The sequence below is a fragment of the Dyella sp. 2YAF14 genome, assembly GCF_052114725.1.
Classification (GTDB): Bacteria; Pseudomonadota; Gammaproteobacteria; order Xanthomonadales; family Rhodanobacteraceae; genus Dyella.
The window spans coordinates 26,631-41,871 of the sequence record NZ_JBFRFH010000016.1 but is presented as its reverse complement, the minus strand read 5'-3'; the positions used below and the strand labels follow the sequence as shown (position 1 = coordinate 41,871).

Below are 15,241 nucleotides of genomic sequence, written 5' to 3'. Positions count from 1 at the left end.
TCCATGCGCGATCTGTTCGACGAATCCGTTCTGGCACCGCAACCCCTCGAGGTTGCGCTGACCCTGCCCGCGCGCTTCTACACCGACCCGCGCATGCTGGCGCTGGATGCACGCGCCATCTTTGCGCGCAGCTGGCAGCTGGTCTGCCACCGCTCGCAGGTGCCCGAAGTGGGCGATCACGTGGTGACCGAGATTGCCGGCCTGCCGTTGATCGTGGTGCGCGGCGAAGACGGCGTGATCCGCGCCTTCCACAACGTCTGCCGCCATCGGGCAGGACCGATCGCCAGTTGCGATGGCAAGGGCGCGAAGGCGCTGCGTTGCCGTTATCACGGCTGGACCTACGGGCTCGACGGCGTGCTACGCGGCGCGCCGGAGATGGGCCGCACGCAGGACTTCAATCCCTCCGATATCCGCCTCCCCGAAGTGCGCGTGCAGGTATGGCAGGGCTTGGTGTTTGTCGCCCTTGGCGAGGCGCCGCCGTTTGCGGAGCTGGTCGCCGGCATCGACGAACGGCTGGGGCCGGCGCGTGCGCTGGAAGACTACGTGTTCCATCACCGCGCCAGCTACGAGGTGGCGTGCAACTGGAAGGTCTACGTGGACAACTACCTCGAGGGTTACCACGTGCCGCACATCCATCCCGGCCTCAACAGCCTGCTCGACTATCGCAGCTACATCACCGAAACGGCGCCGTGGTATTCGTTCCAGTACAGCCCGCTGGAAAGCGCCGGCGACCTGTACGGCAGCGGCGAAGCGCTGTATTACTGCATCCATCCCAACACCATGCTCAACATCCTGCCTTCGCGTTTGCAGACCAATCGCGTATTGCCGCTGGGCGTGGATCGCTGCCGGGTGGAATTTGATTTCTACTATCCAGCCGATGACAGCGATGCCGCGCATGCGCGTCGCGCACGCGATGTGGAGTTCAGCGACGAAGTGCAGGATGAGGACGTGACCATTTGCGAGGACGTGCAGCGCGGTCTTGCATCGGGCTCGTACGAAGCGGGCCGGCTCAATCCGCTGAGAGAGAATGCCGTGCATCATTTCCACGAGATGGTGCGACGCGCGTATCGCGAATCGCTCGTCCAAGCCTGAACACCATGCTCGCCGCACCGCGCGCTGAACGCACGAACTCACGATCAGCAAAGCTGACGCGTTGTTGACGCGTCCTTCGCGGAAGACGCAGTCTCATCGGGTCGTATATCCAGGAGAGGCACTCATGAAGCGGCTAGTCTGGTCCGTGCTGTTGCTGTTCGGCTTGGCCACCCCTGCCGCTTTTGCGCAGGGTTTGAACGGCGTGGTGACGACGTATGCCGACCTTTATGCGGGTCCGGACGCCGGCTATCCCACCATTGCGCAGCTCCCACCGGGCACGGCCGTAGCCATTCAAGGGTGCACGCAAGGCTGGGGCTGGTGCGATGTGATCACACAGGGCTTGCGCGGCTGGGTGCCTGCGACCTTCGTGCAGTACACCTATCAGAGCCAGCCGGTCTATGTGGCCGATTACGGCGCGCGCATCGGCATTCCCATCGTCGCGTTTTCGATCGGCGCGTATTGGGGCTCGTACTACACCAATCGACCGTTCTATCGGAATCGCGATTACTGGTATAGCCGTCCATATGCGCCGCGTCCGCCGCCGCGTCCGCCGGGCTGGCATCCGGGTTCGCGTCCGCCGGCGCATGGTTATCGACCGCCCAATGGCGGGTATCGTCCGCCGCCGAACGGTGGCCATCGTCCGCCGCCGCAGGGCAACCGACCGCCGCCGCAGGGCAAGCCGCAGGGCAACCGGCCGCCTCCGAATCAGGGACACCGGCCGCCGTCGAACAACCGGCCGCCGCAGAATCCGGGTACGCATCCGCCGGGCCAGACCAGGCCGCCGGGGGGCACACCGCCGCAAGGCCATCGCCCGCCGCCCAATCAGGACGGTCACCCGCCGCCGAACCAGGGTGGCAACCGGCCGCCGTCGGGTCATGGCAACAGCAAACCGGCGCCGAAACCGCATCCTGAGTCGGGCAAACAAGCCGCCTGATGCCGCTCCCTGTGCTGACCAAGCCGGCCGCCCTCGCGCGTCGGTTTGTGTCAGCGCACGTCGGTCCCTGCCTGGCCGTCGCTGTGCGGATCAGCCCGGAACGCCGGTGTTTCCCGACGTTATGGCGCAATTGCCACACAGCGCGTGTGGCATGACTCTTGCCCCTGATTCCAGCAAGGAACGGAGTTTGGGCAGGACGCCGTCGGTTCATCCAGGCATGCGTGTTCGGGCCTGCGGAGTTGCGCTCAGCCCCTGAGGTGGGACGCTTCATCCGTGACCTGCAAGCGCAATGCCGCAGCAGCGGACTTAGCCATGAGCGTCAACGCACCCGTCTGGTCAAGGCGACGACCGTTCTCCGTCACGGTCCGCTTGCCTCTGGCTGCGGCGAACGACGGTCAGCTGCATCGACGTCGCTACATGCCGGTTGGACTGAAGTTTGTGCTCGCCCTTGCCGTCTCGCTCAGCTGGGCCGCGTTTGCCTATGCCACGGCGCAGCACTGGCTGGGCGAATTCCAAACGTCCGGCCAGCAGCTGATGGCGCATCTGCTGGTGCTCGGCATCGCGGTACTGCCCGCCTTCATGAACACCTTTCTCGCCGTGGGCTTGCTGCTCGACCGGCGGCCGCCACGCTCGCACTTCGCCGACAGCGACTTTCCCAGCGTGACGATCCTGATCGCCGCGCACAACGCGCAGGACACGATACTCGGCACGCTGGCCAGCATTGCGATGCAACGCTATCCCGCGCCCATCGAAGTGATGGTGATCAACGATGGTTCCACCGATGCCACGCTTGAGCGGCTGCGCGGCGAGTCCTATCCGTGGCTGGAAGTGCTCGACCTCAAATCCACCGGTGGCCAGGCCAATGCGCTCAATGCGGGTCTGCGGCTGGCGTCCTACCCCGTTACGGTGACGCTGGCGGCGGATGCGCACCTGCATCCCCAGGCCTTGCGTCGACTGGTGACGCGTTACATGAGCGATCCGCCGAACACAGCGGCGGTGGCGGGCGCGGTACTCGTGCGCAATTCACGGCAAAGCCTGGTGACGCGCATGCAGGAGTGGGATTACTTCCAGGGCATCGCTGCCAACAAGCGTCTGCAAAGTCTGTTTCAGGGCACGCTCGTCGCGCCAGCCGCGTTTTCGCTGTACCGCACCGACATCCTTCGGGTGATCGGCGGCTGGCCGGCGGGCGCGGGCGAAGACACCGTGCTGACCTGGGCTTTCTTGAAAGACCATCATCGCGTCGGCTATTGCGAAGACGCCATCGCATTCGCCCGCGTACCCGCGTCGCTCACACCGTTCCTGCAGCAACGCGGCCGGTGGTCGCGCGGCCTCATGGAAGCTTTCAAGGCGCACGGCTCCCTGCTGTTCCGTCGTCGCCTGAGCACTTTCCTGATCTGGTGGAACCTGCTGTTTCCCTATATGGATCTGGTCTACACCATCGCGGTGTTGCCCGCCGTACTGCTGGCCTGCATGGGCATCTATGGCCTGGCTGCCGCGATGCTGGCTTTCGTCCTGCCCGCGGCCTTGCTCGCCCATGGGGTCATCTACGCCGTGCAGGCGCGCATGTTCCGCGACCTCGGACTGACCGTGCGGCGCAACCCATTCGGCTTGCTTGGCTACGCCGTGCTGTACGGCCTGGTGCTCAAGCCGGCCAGCGTGATGGGCTATCTGTCCGGACTTCTGACGCGTCGGTCACGCGACTATTCGCGCTGAGGACCACGGCCACCAGCCGGCACGCTGCTGCGCGTAGCGATCGGCGGCACGCTCAAAGCGATTGCGCACACTGATGCCGCCGCACAAGGCGTACAAGGGCAGGAACAACGGCCCCAGCACCATGTACTGGTAGACATGGGCCCGCTCGTGGTCCGCCAGCGAAATACACGGCTCCTGGCGATGGCCCGCGCGATGCGCATAGGTGAAACACGGCGTGTCGAGCTCGTCGCACGAATACAGAATCACATTGCCCAGGGTCAGCGCCCCGCCGCTGCCCCGATGCGGCATCCGCCGAAACGCCAAGGCACATTCACGGCGGCGCCACTGAGGCCGGGCGCCCCATGGCACGCAGGCAAGGCCGGCGAGCAGGCCCAGCACACTGTTGGGCAGCGTCCATAGCGCGCCTGCCAGCAAGACGAGCCGGCGAGCTGCCGTGTTCCGGCCTTCACGCTTGCGCACGCCAGGGCTCCTTGTTTACCGCGTCGGTGGACACCATCTGATGCTGCATCGAGTTTTGGCCATCGAGGCCTGCCATGTCCACTCCGCTGACTGTTCCCTGCCCCCACTGCGCGGCTCTCAATCGCGTGCCCGAGGATCGCCTCGGCCAGCATCCCGTCTGTGGACGCTGCAAGCAGCCGCTGTTCGAAGGCAGGCCGATGGCGCTAGACGCCAACAACTTCGACGCCGTGGCGACCCGTGGCGACCTGCCGGTGGTGATCGATTTCTGGGCACCCTGGTGCGGCCCGTGCGTGAGTTTTGCGCCGGTGTTCGCCGAGGCCGCCAACAGCCTGGAACCGCAGCTGCGGCTGGCCAAGGTGGATACCGAGGCGCAACCGGCCCTGGCTCAGCGCTTCGGCATCCGCAGCATTCCCACCCTGCTGGTGCTGCGCAATGGCCGTGAAGTGGCGCGCCAGGCCGGTGCGCTCAATGGCATGCAGCTGCGCCAGTTCCTCGCCAACGCGCTGCGCTAAAGACTTACGAACTGCACGACAGCATCGAGCAGCCCGCCTTGTGCATCGCCCAGGCGGGCCGCTTCTGCGCGTAGCGTTCACGACCGGGCTGCTCGTCGTAGGGATGGCGCATCACCTCGAGCAGTTCGTGGATGCCGCTGTAGTCGCCTTGCATGGCCAGGTCGATCGCTTCCTGCGCGAGATAGTTGCGCAGCACGTAACGCGGATTGGCGGCGTGCATGCGCAACCGGCGCGGCCCTGCTGAAAGAGCGTCGCGGCGCGCGCGTGCCGCATAGCTGTTTAGCCACACCTGGAACGCAGGCTCGAATGCCTGCCGCTTGGCTTCGTCGTAAAACGCATCATGCAACGGCGCCATTGACGGCTGTGCCGGATCGACGTCCGCCAGAGCACGGAAGAACAGCGTCATGTCCACTTCCGCCTCGGTCAGCAGCGTATACAACTCGCGCATCAGCTCCACGTCGCTGTCGTCACAGGCTGAAAGACCCAGCTTGGCCGCGATCATGTCGCGATCGGCCTGCGCGTACACGGCGGCATAGCGATCCAGTCCCGCCTGCAAGGGCTCGGTACCGCTGAACAGCGGCGCCAGCGCCATGGCGAGACGACTGAGATTCCACCACGCGACATTGGGCTGCTGGCCAAATCGATAGCGGCGACGACCGGCATCGGTGGTGTTGGGCGTCCACTCCGGATCGAAGTTGTCGATCCAGCCATACGGGCCGTAGTCGATGGTCAGTCCAAGGATGGACATGTTGTCCGTGTTCATCACGCCGTGCACGAAGCCCACGCGCATCCAATGACTGACCATCAGCGCGGTGCGTTCGCAGATCTGCGCAAACCACTGCGCATACAACGCCTCGCCCTCGCCCCGGCATTCGGGGAAATCACGTGCGATGGTGAAATCGACCAGCTGTCGCAACAGCGCAACGTCGCCGCGCGCCGCCGGCAATTCGAAATTGCCGAAGCGTATGAACGATGGCGCGACGCGGCACACGATGGCACCCGGCTCCTGCTGCGGATGTCCGTCGTAGAACATGTCGCGCACCACCATGTCGCCGGTCACCACCAGGCTGAGTGCGCGGGTGGTTGGTACGCCCAGGTGATGCATCGACTCGCTGCAGAGAAACTCGCGGATCGATGAGCGCAGCACCGCGCGTCCGTCCGCGCCGCGCGAAAACGGGGTCGGTCCCGCCCCTTTCAGCTGCAGCTCCCAGCGCTGGCCATCACGCGTGAGTACTTCGCCCAACGAAATCGCGCGCCCGTCGCCCAGCTGATCCGCCCACACGCCGAACTGATGCCCGCCGTAATTGGCCGAGAACGGCTGCATGCCCTCCAGCAAGGCATTGCCGCCCAACACCTGCGCCAGCTCGGGGCTTTCCAGGTCGGCGGCGTCCAGGCCCAGGGCCTGCGCCATCTCCGGCGACCACGCCACGACGCGCGGCGAGGCCACCGGGGTGGGCGCCAGTCGGGAGTACAAAGCGCCCAGCACCTGACGCTGCCGGGAGCCTTGTTCAGGGTCGCCCGGCAGGTCGCGCACAAAGGCGTTGTCGAAGCTCAAATGAGTCATGGCGTGATCGTGCAAAAGACGCGAAGGGAAGCGCGGTTCCGCGCCATGGAAATCGGTGCTTGAGCGGGAAAATCGCAGATCATTGCGCTATTCACCTTTGTGAAGAATATGACGCTTGCTTGCGTTGGACTTAAGACGTTTTTCATGGCCTATTGGCATTTGTGTATCGCGTGTGAAGCTGCTTATATGTAGCCTGAACGGCCACGCAGGGGTGGTCCGGAGCTACGACATGCACATGCTTCTCGCCCGTTCTGCGTTAGAGCGCGGAATGCAGCTAGTAGCAGGGATGCTCAATCATCGGGACACGCAGGACGTCCGCCACCACAACGATCAGGACCGCAGCAATTTTCAGCTGGTGTCCTGGCAACCGGGCGCGCACTCTCGCCGCGAGGACGAACTCGCTCGACGTCGCCAGACTCCGTTCGGCTGAAAACCACGCAACGCTCCGCGCGCATCAAGCACCTGATGGTGCTTCAAAGATGCGCGCGATCTCGTGATCTTCAAGCGCGCGCCATTCGCCGGGCGGCAGTCCGTCCAGCGTGAGTGCGCCCACGGACACTCTCGTCAAGGTCTCCACGTGATTGCCCACCGCGGCAAACATGCGCCTGGCCTGGTGATAGCGACCTTCGGTCAGCGTGACGCGCGCGAGGCGCGGCGCCAGCACGTCGAGCCTGGCCGGTTCCAGCGGTTCGTTTTCCGATTCGAGCATCATCGTGCCGCTGGCGAAAAGCGCAGCTTCGTCGCCGCGCAGATCGGAGGCCAACGTCGCCTCGTACACTTTGGCCACCTGCGCCTTGGGTGAAATGATCCGGTGCAGCAAGGCGCCGTCGTCGGTGAACAGCAGCAGGCCCGAGGTCTCGCGATCAAGACGTCCCACCGTGGACAACGCTGGATCGCGCACGCGATAGCGCGGCGGCAACAGGTCGTACACCACACGCCCGATGTCCTTGCGTGAGCAGGTGGCGCCCAGTGGCTTGTTCATCATCAACACCAGGCCGGCCGGCGGATCGAGCGGCTCGTCGTCGATGCGGATGTGTTCGTGGGGCAGCTTGTCGTCGGCGTAGAGCACGTCGCCGTCGCTATCGGTGATGCGTCCCTCGCGAAACATCGCCGTGACTTCTTTGCGGCTGCCATAGCCGAGGTTGGCAATCAGCTTGACCAGTTTCATGCGCGCACTCCGCGTGCTTCGATCACTTTGAATCCGTCCTGCGTCACCACGGTGCGTACCTCATTGAAACGTGCGGCCAGAGTGGCCTCATAGGGAAGATGGCGATTGGCCACCAGCCAGAAGCGGCCATGCGGCAGCAAGGCGTTGGCGGCGGTATCGATGAAGGCGCGACCCAGCTCGGGGAGATCGGCGCGGCCTTGATGAAACGGCGGGTTGCTCACAATGGCGTCGTAGCGCCGCGGCAATCCCTGGGTGACGTCGTGCCAGTGGGCGGCCCATGTCACATCGCGGGCGCTGTCCTGTTGTGCACGCTCCAGATTCTGCCGCGCGGGTTCAAGCGCGCGCGCCTCCGCTTCGAACAGATCGACGGACGACACGGCGGGACAGCGCACCAACAGCTGGGTCGACAGATAGCCATAGCCGGCGCCCAGATCCGCGACGCTACCCGCCAGATCGGCGGGAAGATGCGAAGCCAGCAAGGCGGAGGCAGCATCCACGCGATCCCAGGCAAACAGTCCGGGGCGGCTGACGAAGCCGGCGTCGTTGAGGCGCGGCGCGTCCAGCGATGTCCAGCTCTCCAGCAGATCGAGGTTCACCTGCGAGCCCAGCGGCCGGGTCCAGAACACGCGGCACTTGTGCTTGGACAGCTGGCTGAGCGGCCCGGCCACACTGGCCAGATCACCCTCGGCCGACTTGGCGCCCTCGGCATTGGGAACGGCGGCAAGCACCACGCCGCCGTCCGTGGCGCGACGCACGGCCTGCGCGAACAAGGCGCGGGCCTCGTCGCGCTGGCGCGGCGGCAGCACCAGCACCAGCGGATAGCGTTCCGCCCCGCCCGGCGCCGCCACGGTGAGACCGCTGCGCGCCAAGGCCTCGGCGAACGGCTTGAAACTTTGCTCACATACCCACGACTTGCGCGCCATCTCGCGCAGCCGAAAGCCGTCGCGGGCACGCAGGAACAGCACGCGGCCATCGGCCGGCTGCGCCAGTTCGCCCGTTTCCAGGGGCACAAACAGGGCCTCCAGCGCCGCGTCCTGGGCTGCGGGAGAGAAAGAGACGGGCATCGGACAGGCGGGTCCTTGGGTGGGCGCCCTATGTTACCAACCGACGCGCTCCGTCATTCAGGCGCGAGCAGCTCCAGCTCGCTGACGAACTCCCGCGGCATGCCGCTGATGGGATCGACGAAGTGCAGCCGGCGGGCCAGCAGCTGCAAGGGCCGCGCGTGGTCGTCGGCTTGCTGCTCGGGCAGGTCCGGATAAAACGGGTCGTACAGGATGGGCGCGCCCAGCGCGGCCATGTGCACGCGCAGCTGATGCTTCTTGCCGGTGACCGGCTCCAGCGCATAACGCCAGTGCTCCGGGCGCCGTTCAAGCACGTCGATGACCGTTTCGCTGTTGGGCTCGCCCGCCACCTCGTGCATGCGGAAGAACGGCTCACCTGCTGCGATACGGGATTTCCGCACATGAGGAAATGACAACCCGGGCAGTGCCGCCGCCCAGGCCTCGTAGCGCTTGCTGATCCGGCGTTGGCGAAACAGTGCCTGATAGGCATCGCGACTGGCCGGATCGGCCGAGAACATCACCAGCCCGGCGGTATGGCGGTCGATACGATGCAGCGGCACCAGATCGGCGTTGCCCAGGGTGCGCCTCAACCGCGCCAGCACCGTTTGGTCGACGAAACCGCCCGCCGGCGTGACCGGCAGAAAGTGCGGCTTGTCCACCACCACCAGGTGCGCGTCGACATGCAACAGGGTTTCGTGAAAGGGGATCGGCATTTCTTGCGGCACTTCGCGGAAATATCGCACGCACAGCCCCACGCGATACGGCGCGTCGACATCCAGCGGCAGACCCGTCTCGTCGAGCACGCGGCCGCGGGCGAAGCGATCCTGCCATACGCTTCTTTCGATACGGGGAAACAGCGCACACAGTCCGTCCAGCACCGTGCCCCATGATCCCTGGGGCAAGTGCACCGTGCTGGCAGCGGGAGGAACAGACATCGGCAACTCCGCATCGACGAACGGCAGCTTAAACCGCCGCGGTCATTCTGCCGCGAAAACGCTGCTGCACCGCCAGGGCGGGAAGTCATCGATATGTCTTACGGCGTACACCGTTCCAACGCGTGGGGCGTTGGATAAACTCAGCGAACAACGGGTTTGGCACCCGGGGATGGCGTCACCAGAGCGCGCCGATCACCAAACGAGGCAGCACATGGATCAGCCGGCAACCCGTGCACCGCACGCGCTCACCTGGAAACGGTCACACGCATGGCGTCCCGCCGCGTGGCTGGCCGCGCTTGCGTGCCTGGCGTTGCCGTCGCTGCATGCGGCCACCCTGGATCCGGCCGTGCTGCCCCAGGTGCAGGGCGCCACGTTCGAAGTGGTCATTCCCAAACCGGTGAACGACCCCCTGAGTTATGAGAAGCCGCTGCCGTTCGACCAGCTCCCCTACCAGCAGCGCACTGACAAGTACTACTCGGTCGGCACCGCCTTTACGATTGGCGAGAACCGCTACGTCACCGCCGGCCACGTGCTCGCGATGGGCATCGACAGCCTGATGGGCGAACCTGCCGTGCGCGATGCCGGCGGCCATGTCTATGCGATCGACAAGATCACGCGTTACTCGCTGCACGAAGACTTTGTGGAGTTTTCGCTGAAGGATCCGCCCAAGGTGACGCCGCTGGCGGTGAACACGCAGCCGGCCATGAATGAAGCGGTTTACGCCGTAGGCAATGCACTGGGTACCGGCATCGTGATACGCGACGGTCTCTACACCTCGCAGACACCCGAGGAGCAGGACGGCCGCTGGAAGTGGCTGCGCTTCTCTGCCGCCGCCTCGCCCGGCAATAGCGGCGGCCCGCTGCTGGACAAGGACGGCAAGGTCATCGGCGTGGTGGTGATGAAGTCGCCCGACGAAAACCTCAATTACGCGCTGCCGATCGACCTGGTGCTGAAGGCGCCCGCCAACCTCGGCCAGATCGATACGCGCGAGAGCTATCAGCTGGACGTGATCGAGGACAAACACACTGGACCGTTCAAGGCGCAGTTCCCGCTGCCCAAGAGTTTTGCGGACTTCAGCGCGACCTACCAGAAGCTGCACAACGCCGACGTCGACCAGAAACTGCACGATCTGCTCACCGAGAACGCCGCCACCATGTTCCCCAATGGCCAGGGCGCCAACCGGCTGTTGCACGTCAATTCCGATCTGAGCGCCTTTCCGACCCTGCTACACCGCAACAGCAACGGCAACTGGGTCAGCGCCCGGGCGAACGAGAACAAGGCCCAGCTGCCCCACAACGGTTTCATCAGCCGTGCGCTGGTGGGTCAGCAGGTGATGTTTCACCTGCGCAAGCCCGACGACGTGACCAGCAAGCAGTTGTATGGCGATTCCAAGCTGTTCATGGACCTCCTGCTGAAAGGCGCGCCGATGCAGCGACGCGTGGGCTCCGAGCTGGTGAAGATCACCTCGCTGGGCGCGCCGTCGCTGCAACGCAGCTACACCGACGCCTACCAGCGCCGCTGGCAGATACGCGAATGGCAGATGGCGTACGACAACCAGCTGGTGATCGTCTTCCTGCTGCCGGTGCCTGATGGTTACGCGGCGATGGGCCGGGTCACCGAGAACCGCACCGAACACGAAGACATGGCCGACCTGACCCAGCTGGCCAACTTCGTCGACGTGTCCTATAGCGGCACGCTGGCGCAATGGAAGGAATTCCTGGCCAATACCGAGTTGTTGCCCAGCGTGCTCTCCGACATCGCCATCCGCTTCGACTATGGCGACGACTTCAAGTACCAGTCCAAGCGCCTGGGTTTTGCCTATACGCCGTCGCTGCAGAAGATCGACCCGGACAGCCAGCTCGTGCTGGGCATGTCCTACTTCCAGGATCACGGCAAGACGGTGTGGGATGTCTCCAAGGTAGAAGTGAAGTCCAACGTGGAGAACGCCGAGCATGTGATGGTGAACCGTCATGTCGCCCCCACCGACGACCTGGACGACAGCTTCCGCAACCACTGGGGCAAGATCGTCCATCGCGATCATCCGGACGACGGCGTGCCGTACAGCGAAAACGACATGACCTACATCGGTACCGTGGGCGGCACCAAGACCAGCGGCGAGACCAAGCCGGATGTGCTGTACACCGCGTTCTACGGCGTAGACGGCCCGCGCCCCGAAGATGCGATGAAGGGCAAGCTCAATTTGCTGCTGGAAAAGCTGCAGGTCAACGAACATTGAGCAGGCAGGCGCGGGCTCGGGCCCGCGCCGCGTCTTCCACCGGTTATCGCGGCTCGGTGATTTCCGTCTGCATCTCCACCTCGACCTCGGCTGCGCTGGTATGCGGCACGCGCGGCTGACTGGTCAGATGCCGGTACCAGCGCCAGGCAAGCCAGCCGGTCACGGTCAGCGCGCTGGCACCCAGCGCCAGATACACCATATGGCCCGATAGCAGCGGCGACAGCACGCCGGCGACCACCGCGCACATCAGCAGGCTGCCGAACGCCTGCACCGATGAAGCGCCGCCACGTCGATGCGGAAAGCGGTCCAGCAATAACAGCGTGAGCGTGGGAAACGCCAGCTGCACGCCGATGCCATGCAAGACCAGCGGCAGCATCGACCAGGGCAATACCGGCTCGGTGGTGACCAGCGCAATCAACAGATGCAGCGCGCACGCGAGCAACATCGAGCCGTAGCCGAGGTTGACCGTATACGCCGCGCTGCGGCGATGGGCGAGGCGTCCGGACATCCATGCGCCGGCCATCAGGCCCGCCACCGTCGGCAGGAACAGCCACGGGAAACCCTGCGCGGACAGATGCAGCAGGTCGCGAATGATGTGCGGCGCCGAGGATATGTACAAAAACAAACCGGCAAAATTCACCGAACAGGAAATCAGCAGCGGCCAGAACGGCCGGTCCTTGCCGAAATTGATGTAGCCACGCACCAGCGTGCCCGCGCGAAACGACGTGCGCGCCGCGACGGGATGAGTTTCATCGAGAAACAGCGCCAAAGCCGCCGCCAACACCAGGGTGAATCCCATCAGCACCCAGAAGATGCCGTGCCAGCCGTTGAGGAACAGCAACTGCGCGCCCACGATCGGCGCGATCACCGGGGCGATGCTGAAGATCATCATCACGCGCGACATCATCTGCTGCGCCGCCGGCCCTTCCAGGCTGTCGCGCACGATCGCGCGGCCCACCACCAGGCCGGCACCGGCACACGCGCCCTGCAGCGCACGACAGCTAAGCAGCATCACGTAGGAGGTCGACACCGCAGCGCCCGCGGAGGCCAGCGCATACACCAGCATGCCGACGACGATCACCGGCTTGCGCCCGATCGCATCGGAGATCGCGCCATGAAACAGGCTCATCACGGCATAGGTGATCAGGTACATGCTGATCATCTGCTGCAAGCCGGTGCTGTCCACGCCAAAGCGCGCGCCGATCAGCGGAAACGCCGGGAAGACGGCGTCGATCGAAAACGGGCCGATCATCGACAAGCCCGCCAGCAGCAACGGCAGGCTGCGCCGGACAGGGCGCGGGATGGGGGTCATGGGCGTGGCATGCTGGCGAGGAGCGATGAGTATAGCGGTGCCCTCTGCGCGGCTGAGCCATGACGTTCGAGGGATCATGGGCTAGGATAAATGGCACAGGGAGATGGCATGCCTCCCGCCCAGGCCATGTGCCGCGGCGAACCACCTTCGGGTTGATGATGCCTGCACCGCCGGATTTTCCCGGGGCGCAGGCGCGTGCCTGTTTCCGGGGAGTCCTTCCGAAGTTCTTCAGAAGGAGACGACAACGTGGGCTTTACCGGTTTTCTCGCCGTCGGCGTGGGAGGCGTGCTGGGTTGCTGGCTGCGCTGGATGCTCGGCGTCATGTTCAACCCCCTGTTCCCCACCGTGCCCCTGGGTACCCTGGCCGCCAACCTGGTCGGCGGCCTGTTGATGGGCGTGGTGCTGGGCGTGTTCGATCACTTCCAGACCCTGCCGCCCGAACTTCGCCTGTTCGTCGCCACCGGCTTCCTGGGTGGACTGACCACGTTTTCCACCTTCTCGGCCGAATCGACCACCCTGCTGCTGCGTGAGCAATACCTGTGGTTCGGTGGCCATCTGGCCCTGCACCTGGTCGGCTCGATCGCACTGACCGTGGCAGGTATCGCCATCACCCGCGCTGTATTGCGCTAGGAGGCCCCATGGAAACGACACAACAAGGCGTCCAGCTCAGTTTTTATACCCACACGCGGGCGCGCCACGACGGCAAACTGGTCTATGAGTGGTTGCTCGAGCACGCCCGCAGCCACGGCGTCGGCGGCGGTTCGGCGTTTCGCGCCATCTGCGGCTTCGGCAGGCACGGCGTGTTGCGCGAAGAACAGTTCTTCGAACTGACCGACGATCTCGCCATCAAAGTGGAATTCCTGCTCAGCGAGGCGCAATCGCAGGCGCTGCTGCAAACGGTTCGCGAAAGCGGCGTCGACGCAGTCTTTGCAATTGCTCCTGCAAGCTTTGGGATACTAGGCAGGACGCCGCACTCCCGCTGATCAGGCGGCGCCATCCTGCCCTTCTCGTCACCATGGCATACGAGGACCGCATGAGTCAGGATTCATTGAAGGTACGCGCCGCCAGGTTGCTCGAACACGCCGGCATTCTTCTCGATGGTTCGCGCCCTACCGACATGCGGGTGCACGACGAACGGCTCTACGCACGCGTGTTTTCGCACGGATCGCTGGGCCTTGGCGAAAGCTATATGGACGGCTGGTGGGACAGCGAAGACCTGCCCGGCCTGTTCACCCGGGTACTCGGCGCGCAGCTGGACACCGAGCTGAAGTCGCTGGACACGCTGCTCGCGCATCTCAAGGCGCGTTTCGTCAACCTGCAGCGCGGCGACCATGCGTTCGATATTGGCCGCGTGCATTACGACCTGGGCAACGATTTGTTCCAGGCCATGCTCGGCAAGCGGCTGGTGTATTCGTGCGGCTACTGGGCGCAGGCGAACAATCTCGATGATGCGCAGGAAGCCAAGCTCGACCTGATCTGCCGCAAGCTGCGCCTGCAACCCGGGCAGCGCGTGCTGGACATCGGCTGCGGCTGGGGCGAGGCGCTGAAGTTTGCCGCCGAACGCTACGGCGTACAGGGCGTGGGCGTCACCGTTTCCAAGGAACAGGCGGCATACGCGCGTGAGCTGTGCAAAGGCCTGCCGATCGATATCCGCCTGCAGGATTATCGCGAGATCAACGAACCGTTCGACGCGGTCTTTTCGATCGGCATGTTCGAACACGTGGGCGCGCTCAACTACCGCACCTATTTCGAGATCGCGCGACGCTGCCTGCACGACGACGGCCTGTTCGTGCTGCATTCCATCGGCAGCAACGGTTCGCCCAGCCGGCCGGACCCGTGGATCGAGAAATACATCTTCCCCAACTCGATGATCCCCGCCGCCAGCCAGGTGGCCGAGGCGCTGCAGAATCTGTTCGTGGTGGAGGACTGGCACAACTTCGGCAGCGACTACGACCTCACGTTGTCGGCGTGGCGGGCCAACTTCGATGCGGCGTGGCCGCAGCTGGCCGCCAACTACGACGATCGCTTCCGCCGCATGTGGCGCTTCTACCTGTCCGTCTCGGCCGCCGTGTTCCGCAGCCGCCGCGACCAGCTGTGGCAGCTCACCCTCAGCCCGCACGGCGTGCCTGGCGGATACCGTGTGCCGCGCTGAGAATGCTTGCAGCAAGCCACTTCGAGCACGATAGTGCGCATATCAGCGGGCCGGATGGTCATGGCCCGCTACGACACGTGGTCCGCTCCTGATCCGGGATTTC

At 64.7% G+C, this 15,241-nt stretch carries 15 protein-coding genes and 1 riboswitch; of the genes, 9 read left to right on the top strand and 6 right to left on the bottom strand.

Annotation, left to right across the window (positions count from 1 at the left end):
• Positions 1–3 precede the first annotated feature (3 nt).
• The 3 genes from AB4Y82_RS17875 to AB4Y82_RS17865 all read left to right on the top strand — a co-directional run bounded on the left by AB4Y82_RS17875 (position 4) and on the right by AB4Y82_RS17865 (position 3,739).
• Positions 4–1,092, top strand: coding sequence for an aromatic ring-hydroxylating oxygenase subunit alpha (locus AB4Y82_RS17875; RefSeq protein WP_441605095.1), 1,089 nt, complete (start codon positions 4–6; stop codon positions 1,090–1,092).
• Positions 1,093–1,216: 124 nt separating this feature from the next.
• Positions 1,217–2,026 carry an SH3 domain-containing protein gene (locus AB4Y82_RS17870; RefSeq protein ID WP_441605094.1) on the top strand — a complete coding sequence of 270 codons (810 nt, stop codon included), beginning with the start codon at positions 1,217–1,219 and terminating at the stop codon, positions 2,024–2,026.
• Positions 2,027–2,338: 312 nt separating this feature from the next.
• Positions 2,339–3,739 (top strand): glycosyltransferase, encoded by a 1,401-nt coding sequence (locus AB4Y82_RS17865; RefSeq protein ID WP_441605093.1) that lies wholly within the window; start codon positions 2,339–2,341, stop codon positions 3,737–3,739.
• On the opposite strand, the gene AB4Y82_RS17860 is transcribed toward AB4Y82_RS17865, so the two are convergent.
• The gene (locus AB4Y82_RS17860; protein ID WP_441605092.1) at positions 3,719–4,198 is read right to left on the bottom strand and encodes a hypothetical protein; all 480 of its coding nucleotides are present in this window, start codon (positions 4,196–4,198) and stop codon (positions 3,719–3,721) included. The genes AB4Y82_RS17865 and AB4Y82_RS17860 overlap by 21 nt on opposite strands.
• 74 nt (positions 4,199–4,272) lie before the next feature.
• Here AB4Y82_RS17860 and trxC point away from each other — a divergent pair, with 74 nt between their 5' ends.
• Positions 4,273–4,710 (top strand): thioredoxin TrxC, encoded by a 438-nt coding sequence (trxC, locus tag AB4Y82_RS17855; RefSeq protein WP_441605091.1) that lies wholly within the window; start codon positions 4,273–4,275, stop codon positions 4,708–4,710.
• Between the two features lie 4 nt (positions 4,711–4,714).
• Here trxC and AB4Y82_RS17850 read toward each other — a convergent pair whose 3' ends face one another.
• Positions 4,715–6,274, bottom strand: a complete 1,560-nt coding sequence (locus tag AB4Y82_RS17850) for a protein adenylyltransferase SelO (RefSeq protein WP_441605090.1) — start codon at positions 6,272–6,274, stop codon at positions 4,715–4,717.
• Positions 6,275–6,503: 229 nt separating this feature from the next.
• Between AB4Y82_RS17850 and AB4Y82_RS17845 the strand changes: the two genes are divergently transcribed.
• Complete coding sequence (locus AB4Y82_RS17845; RefSeq protein WP_441605089.1) at positions 6,504–6,704, top strand: hypothetical protein; 201 nt, start codon at positions 6,504–6,506, stop codon at positions 6,702–6,704.
• Between the two features lie 24 nt (positions 6,705–6,728).
• Here AB4Y82_RS17845 and AB4Y82_RS17840 read toward each other — a convergent pair whose 3' ends face one another.
• The 3 genes from AB4Y82_RS17840 to AB4Y82_RS17830 are packed head-to-tail and all read right to left on the bottom strand — an operon-like array spanning position 6,729 to position 9,438.
• On the bottom strand, positions 6,729–7,442 hold the full coding sequence (locus AB4Y82_RS17840; protein ID WP_441605088.1) for a pseudouridine synthase: 714 nt from the start codon (positions 7,440–7,442) through the stop codon (positions 6,729–6,731).
• On the bottom strand, positions 7,439–8,506 hold the full coding sequence (locus AB4Y82_RS17835; RefSeq protein WP_441605087.1) for a class I SAM-dependent methyltransferase: 1,068 nt from the start codon (positions 8,504–8,506) through the stop codon (positions 7,439–7,441). The genes AB4Y82_RS17840 and AB4Y82_RS17835 overlap by 4 nt, the downstream gene beginning before the upstream one ends.
• Before the next feature lie 53 nt (positions 8,507–8,559).
• The gene (locus tag AB4Y82_RS17830; RefSeq protein WP_441605086.1) at positions 8,560–9,438 is read right to left on the bottom strand and encodes a pseudouridine synthase; all 879 of its coding nucleotides are present in this window, start codon (positions 9,436–9,438) and stop codon (positions 8,560–8,562) included.
• A gap of 211 nt (positions 9,439–9,649) precedes the next feature.
• Between AB4Y82_RS17830 and AB4Y82_RS17825 the strand changes: the two genes are divergently transcribed.
• Positions 9,650–11,674, top strand: coding sequence for a trypsin-like peptidase domain-containing protein (locus AB4Y82_RS17825; protein ID WP_441605085.1), 2,025 nt, complete (start codon positions 9,650–9,652; stop codon positions 11,672–11,674).
• A gap of 43 nt (positions 11,675–11,717) precedes the next feature.
• On the opposite strand, the gene AB4Y82_RS17820 is transcribed toward AB4Y82_RS17825, so the two are convergent.
• Positions 11,718–12,986: a multidrug effflux MFS transporter gene (locus AB4Y82_RS17820; protein WP_441605084.1), complete on the bottom strand. Its 1,269-nt coding sequence runs from the start codon at positions 12,984–12,986 to the stop codon at positions 11,718–11,720.
• Between the two features lie 90 nt (positions 12,987–13,076).
• A riboswitch (Fluoride riboswitch) is annotated at positions 13,077–13,158 on the top strand.
• Positions 13,159–13,232: 74 nt separating this feature from the next.
• On the opposite strand from AB4Y82_RS17820, the gene crcB reads away from it, so the two are divergent.
• The 3 genes from crcB to cfa are packed head-to-tail and all read left to right on the top strand — an operon-like array spanning position 13,233 to position 15,138.
• Positions 13,233–13,616 carry a fluoride efflux transporter CrcB gene (gene crcB / locus AB4Y82_RS17815; protein ID WP_441605083.1) on the top strand — a complete coding sequence of 128 codons (384 nt, stop codon included), beginning with the start codon at positions 13,233–13,235 and terminating at the stop codon, positions 13,614–13,616.
• A gap of 8 nt (positions 13,617–13,624) precedes the next feature.
• Positions 13,625–13,969 (top strand): DUF190 domain-containing protein, encoded by a 345-nt coding sequence (locus AB4Y82_RS17810; RefSeq protein WP_441605082.1) that lies wholly within the window; start codon positions 13,625–13,627, stop codon positions 13,967–13,969.
• A 50-nt stretch (positions 13,970–14,019) separates the two neighbouring features.
• Complete coding sequence (gene cfa / locus AB4Y82_RS17805) at positions 14,020–15,138, top strand: cyclopropane fatty acyl phospholipid synthase (protein WP_441605081.1); 1,119 nt, start codon at positions 14,020–14,022, stop codon at positions 15,136–15,138.
• The last annotated feature ends 103 nt before the right edge of the window (positions 15,139–15,241 follow it).

What these genes read in the sequence shown, in the direction of transcription:
- AB4Y82_RS17875 (WP_441605095.1), top strand. Translation starts at nt 4, where the DNA reads ATGCGCGATCTGTTCGACGAATCCGTTCTGGCACCGCAACCCCTCGAG.
- AB4Y82_RS17870 (WP_441605094.1), top strand. Translation starts at nt 1,217, where the DNA reads ATGAAGCGGCTAGTCTGGTCCGTGCTGTTGCTGTTCGGCTTGGCCACC.
- AB4Y82_RS17865 (WP_441605093.1), top strand. Translation starts at nt 2,339, where the DNA reads ATGAGCGTCAACGCACCCGTCTGGTCAAGGCGACGACCGTTCTCCGTC.
- trxC (WP_441605091.1), top strand. Translation starts at nt 4,273, where the DNA reads ATGTCCACTCCGCTGACTGTTCCCTGCCCCCACTGCGCGGCTCTCAAT.
- AB4Y82_RS17850 (WP_441605090.1), bottom strand. Translation starts at nt 6,274, where the DNA reads ATGACTCATTTGAGCTTCGACAACGCCTTTGTGCGCGACCTGCCGGGC.
- AB4Y82_RS17845 (WP_441605089.1), top strand. Translation starts at nt 6,504, where the DNA reads ATGCACATGCTTCTCGCCCGTTCTGCGTTAGAGCGCGGAATGCAGCTA.
- AB4Y82_RS17840 (WP_441605088.1), bottom strand. Translation starts at nt 7,442, where the DNA reads ATGAAACTGGTCAAGCTGATTGCCAACCTCGGCTATGGCAGCCGCAAA.
- AB4Y82_RS17835 (WP_441605087.1), bottom strand. Translation starts at nt 8,506, where the DNA reads ATGCCCGTCTCTTTCTCTCCCGCAGCCCAGGACGCGGCGCTGGAGGCC.
- AB4Y82_RS17830 (WP_441605086.1), bottom strand. Translation starts at nt 9,438, where the DNA reads ATGTCTGTTCCTCCCGCTGCCAGCACGGTGCACTTGCCCCAGGGATCA.
- AB4Y82_RS17825 (WP_441605085.1), top strand. Translation starts at nt 9,650, where the DNA reads ATGGATCAGCCGGCAACCCGTGCACCGCACGCGCTCACCTGGAAACGG.
- AB4Y82_RS17820 (WP_441605084.1), bottom strand. Translation starts at nt 12,986, where the DNA reads ATGACCCCCATCCCGCGCCCTGTCCGGCGCAGCCTGCCGTTGCTGCTG.
- AB4Y82_RS17810 (WP_441605082.1), top strand. Translation starts at nt 13,625, where the DNA reads ATGGAAACGACACAACAAGGCGTCCAGCTCAGTTTTTATACCCACACG.
- cfa (WP_441605081.1), top strand. Translation starts at nt 14,020, where the DNA reads ATGAGTCAGGATTCATTGAAGGTACGCGCCGCCAGGTTGCTCGAACAC.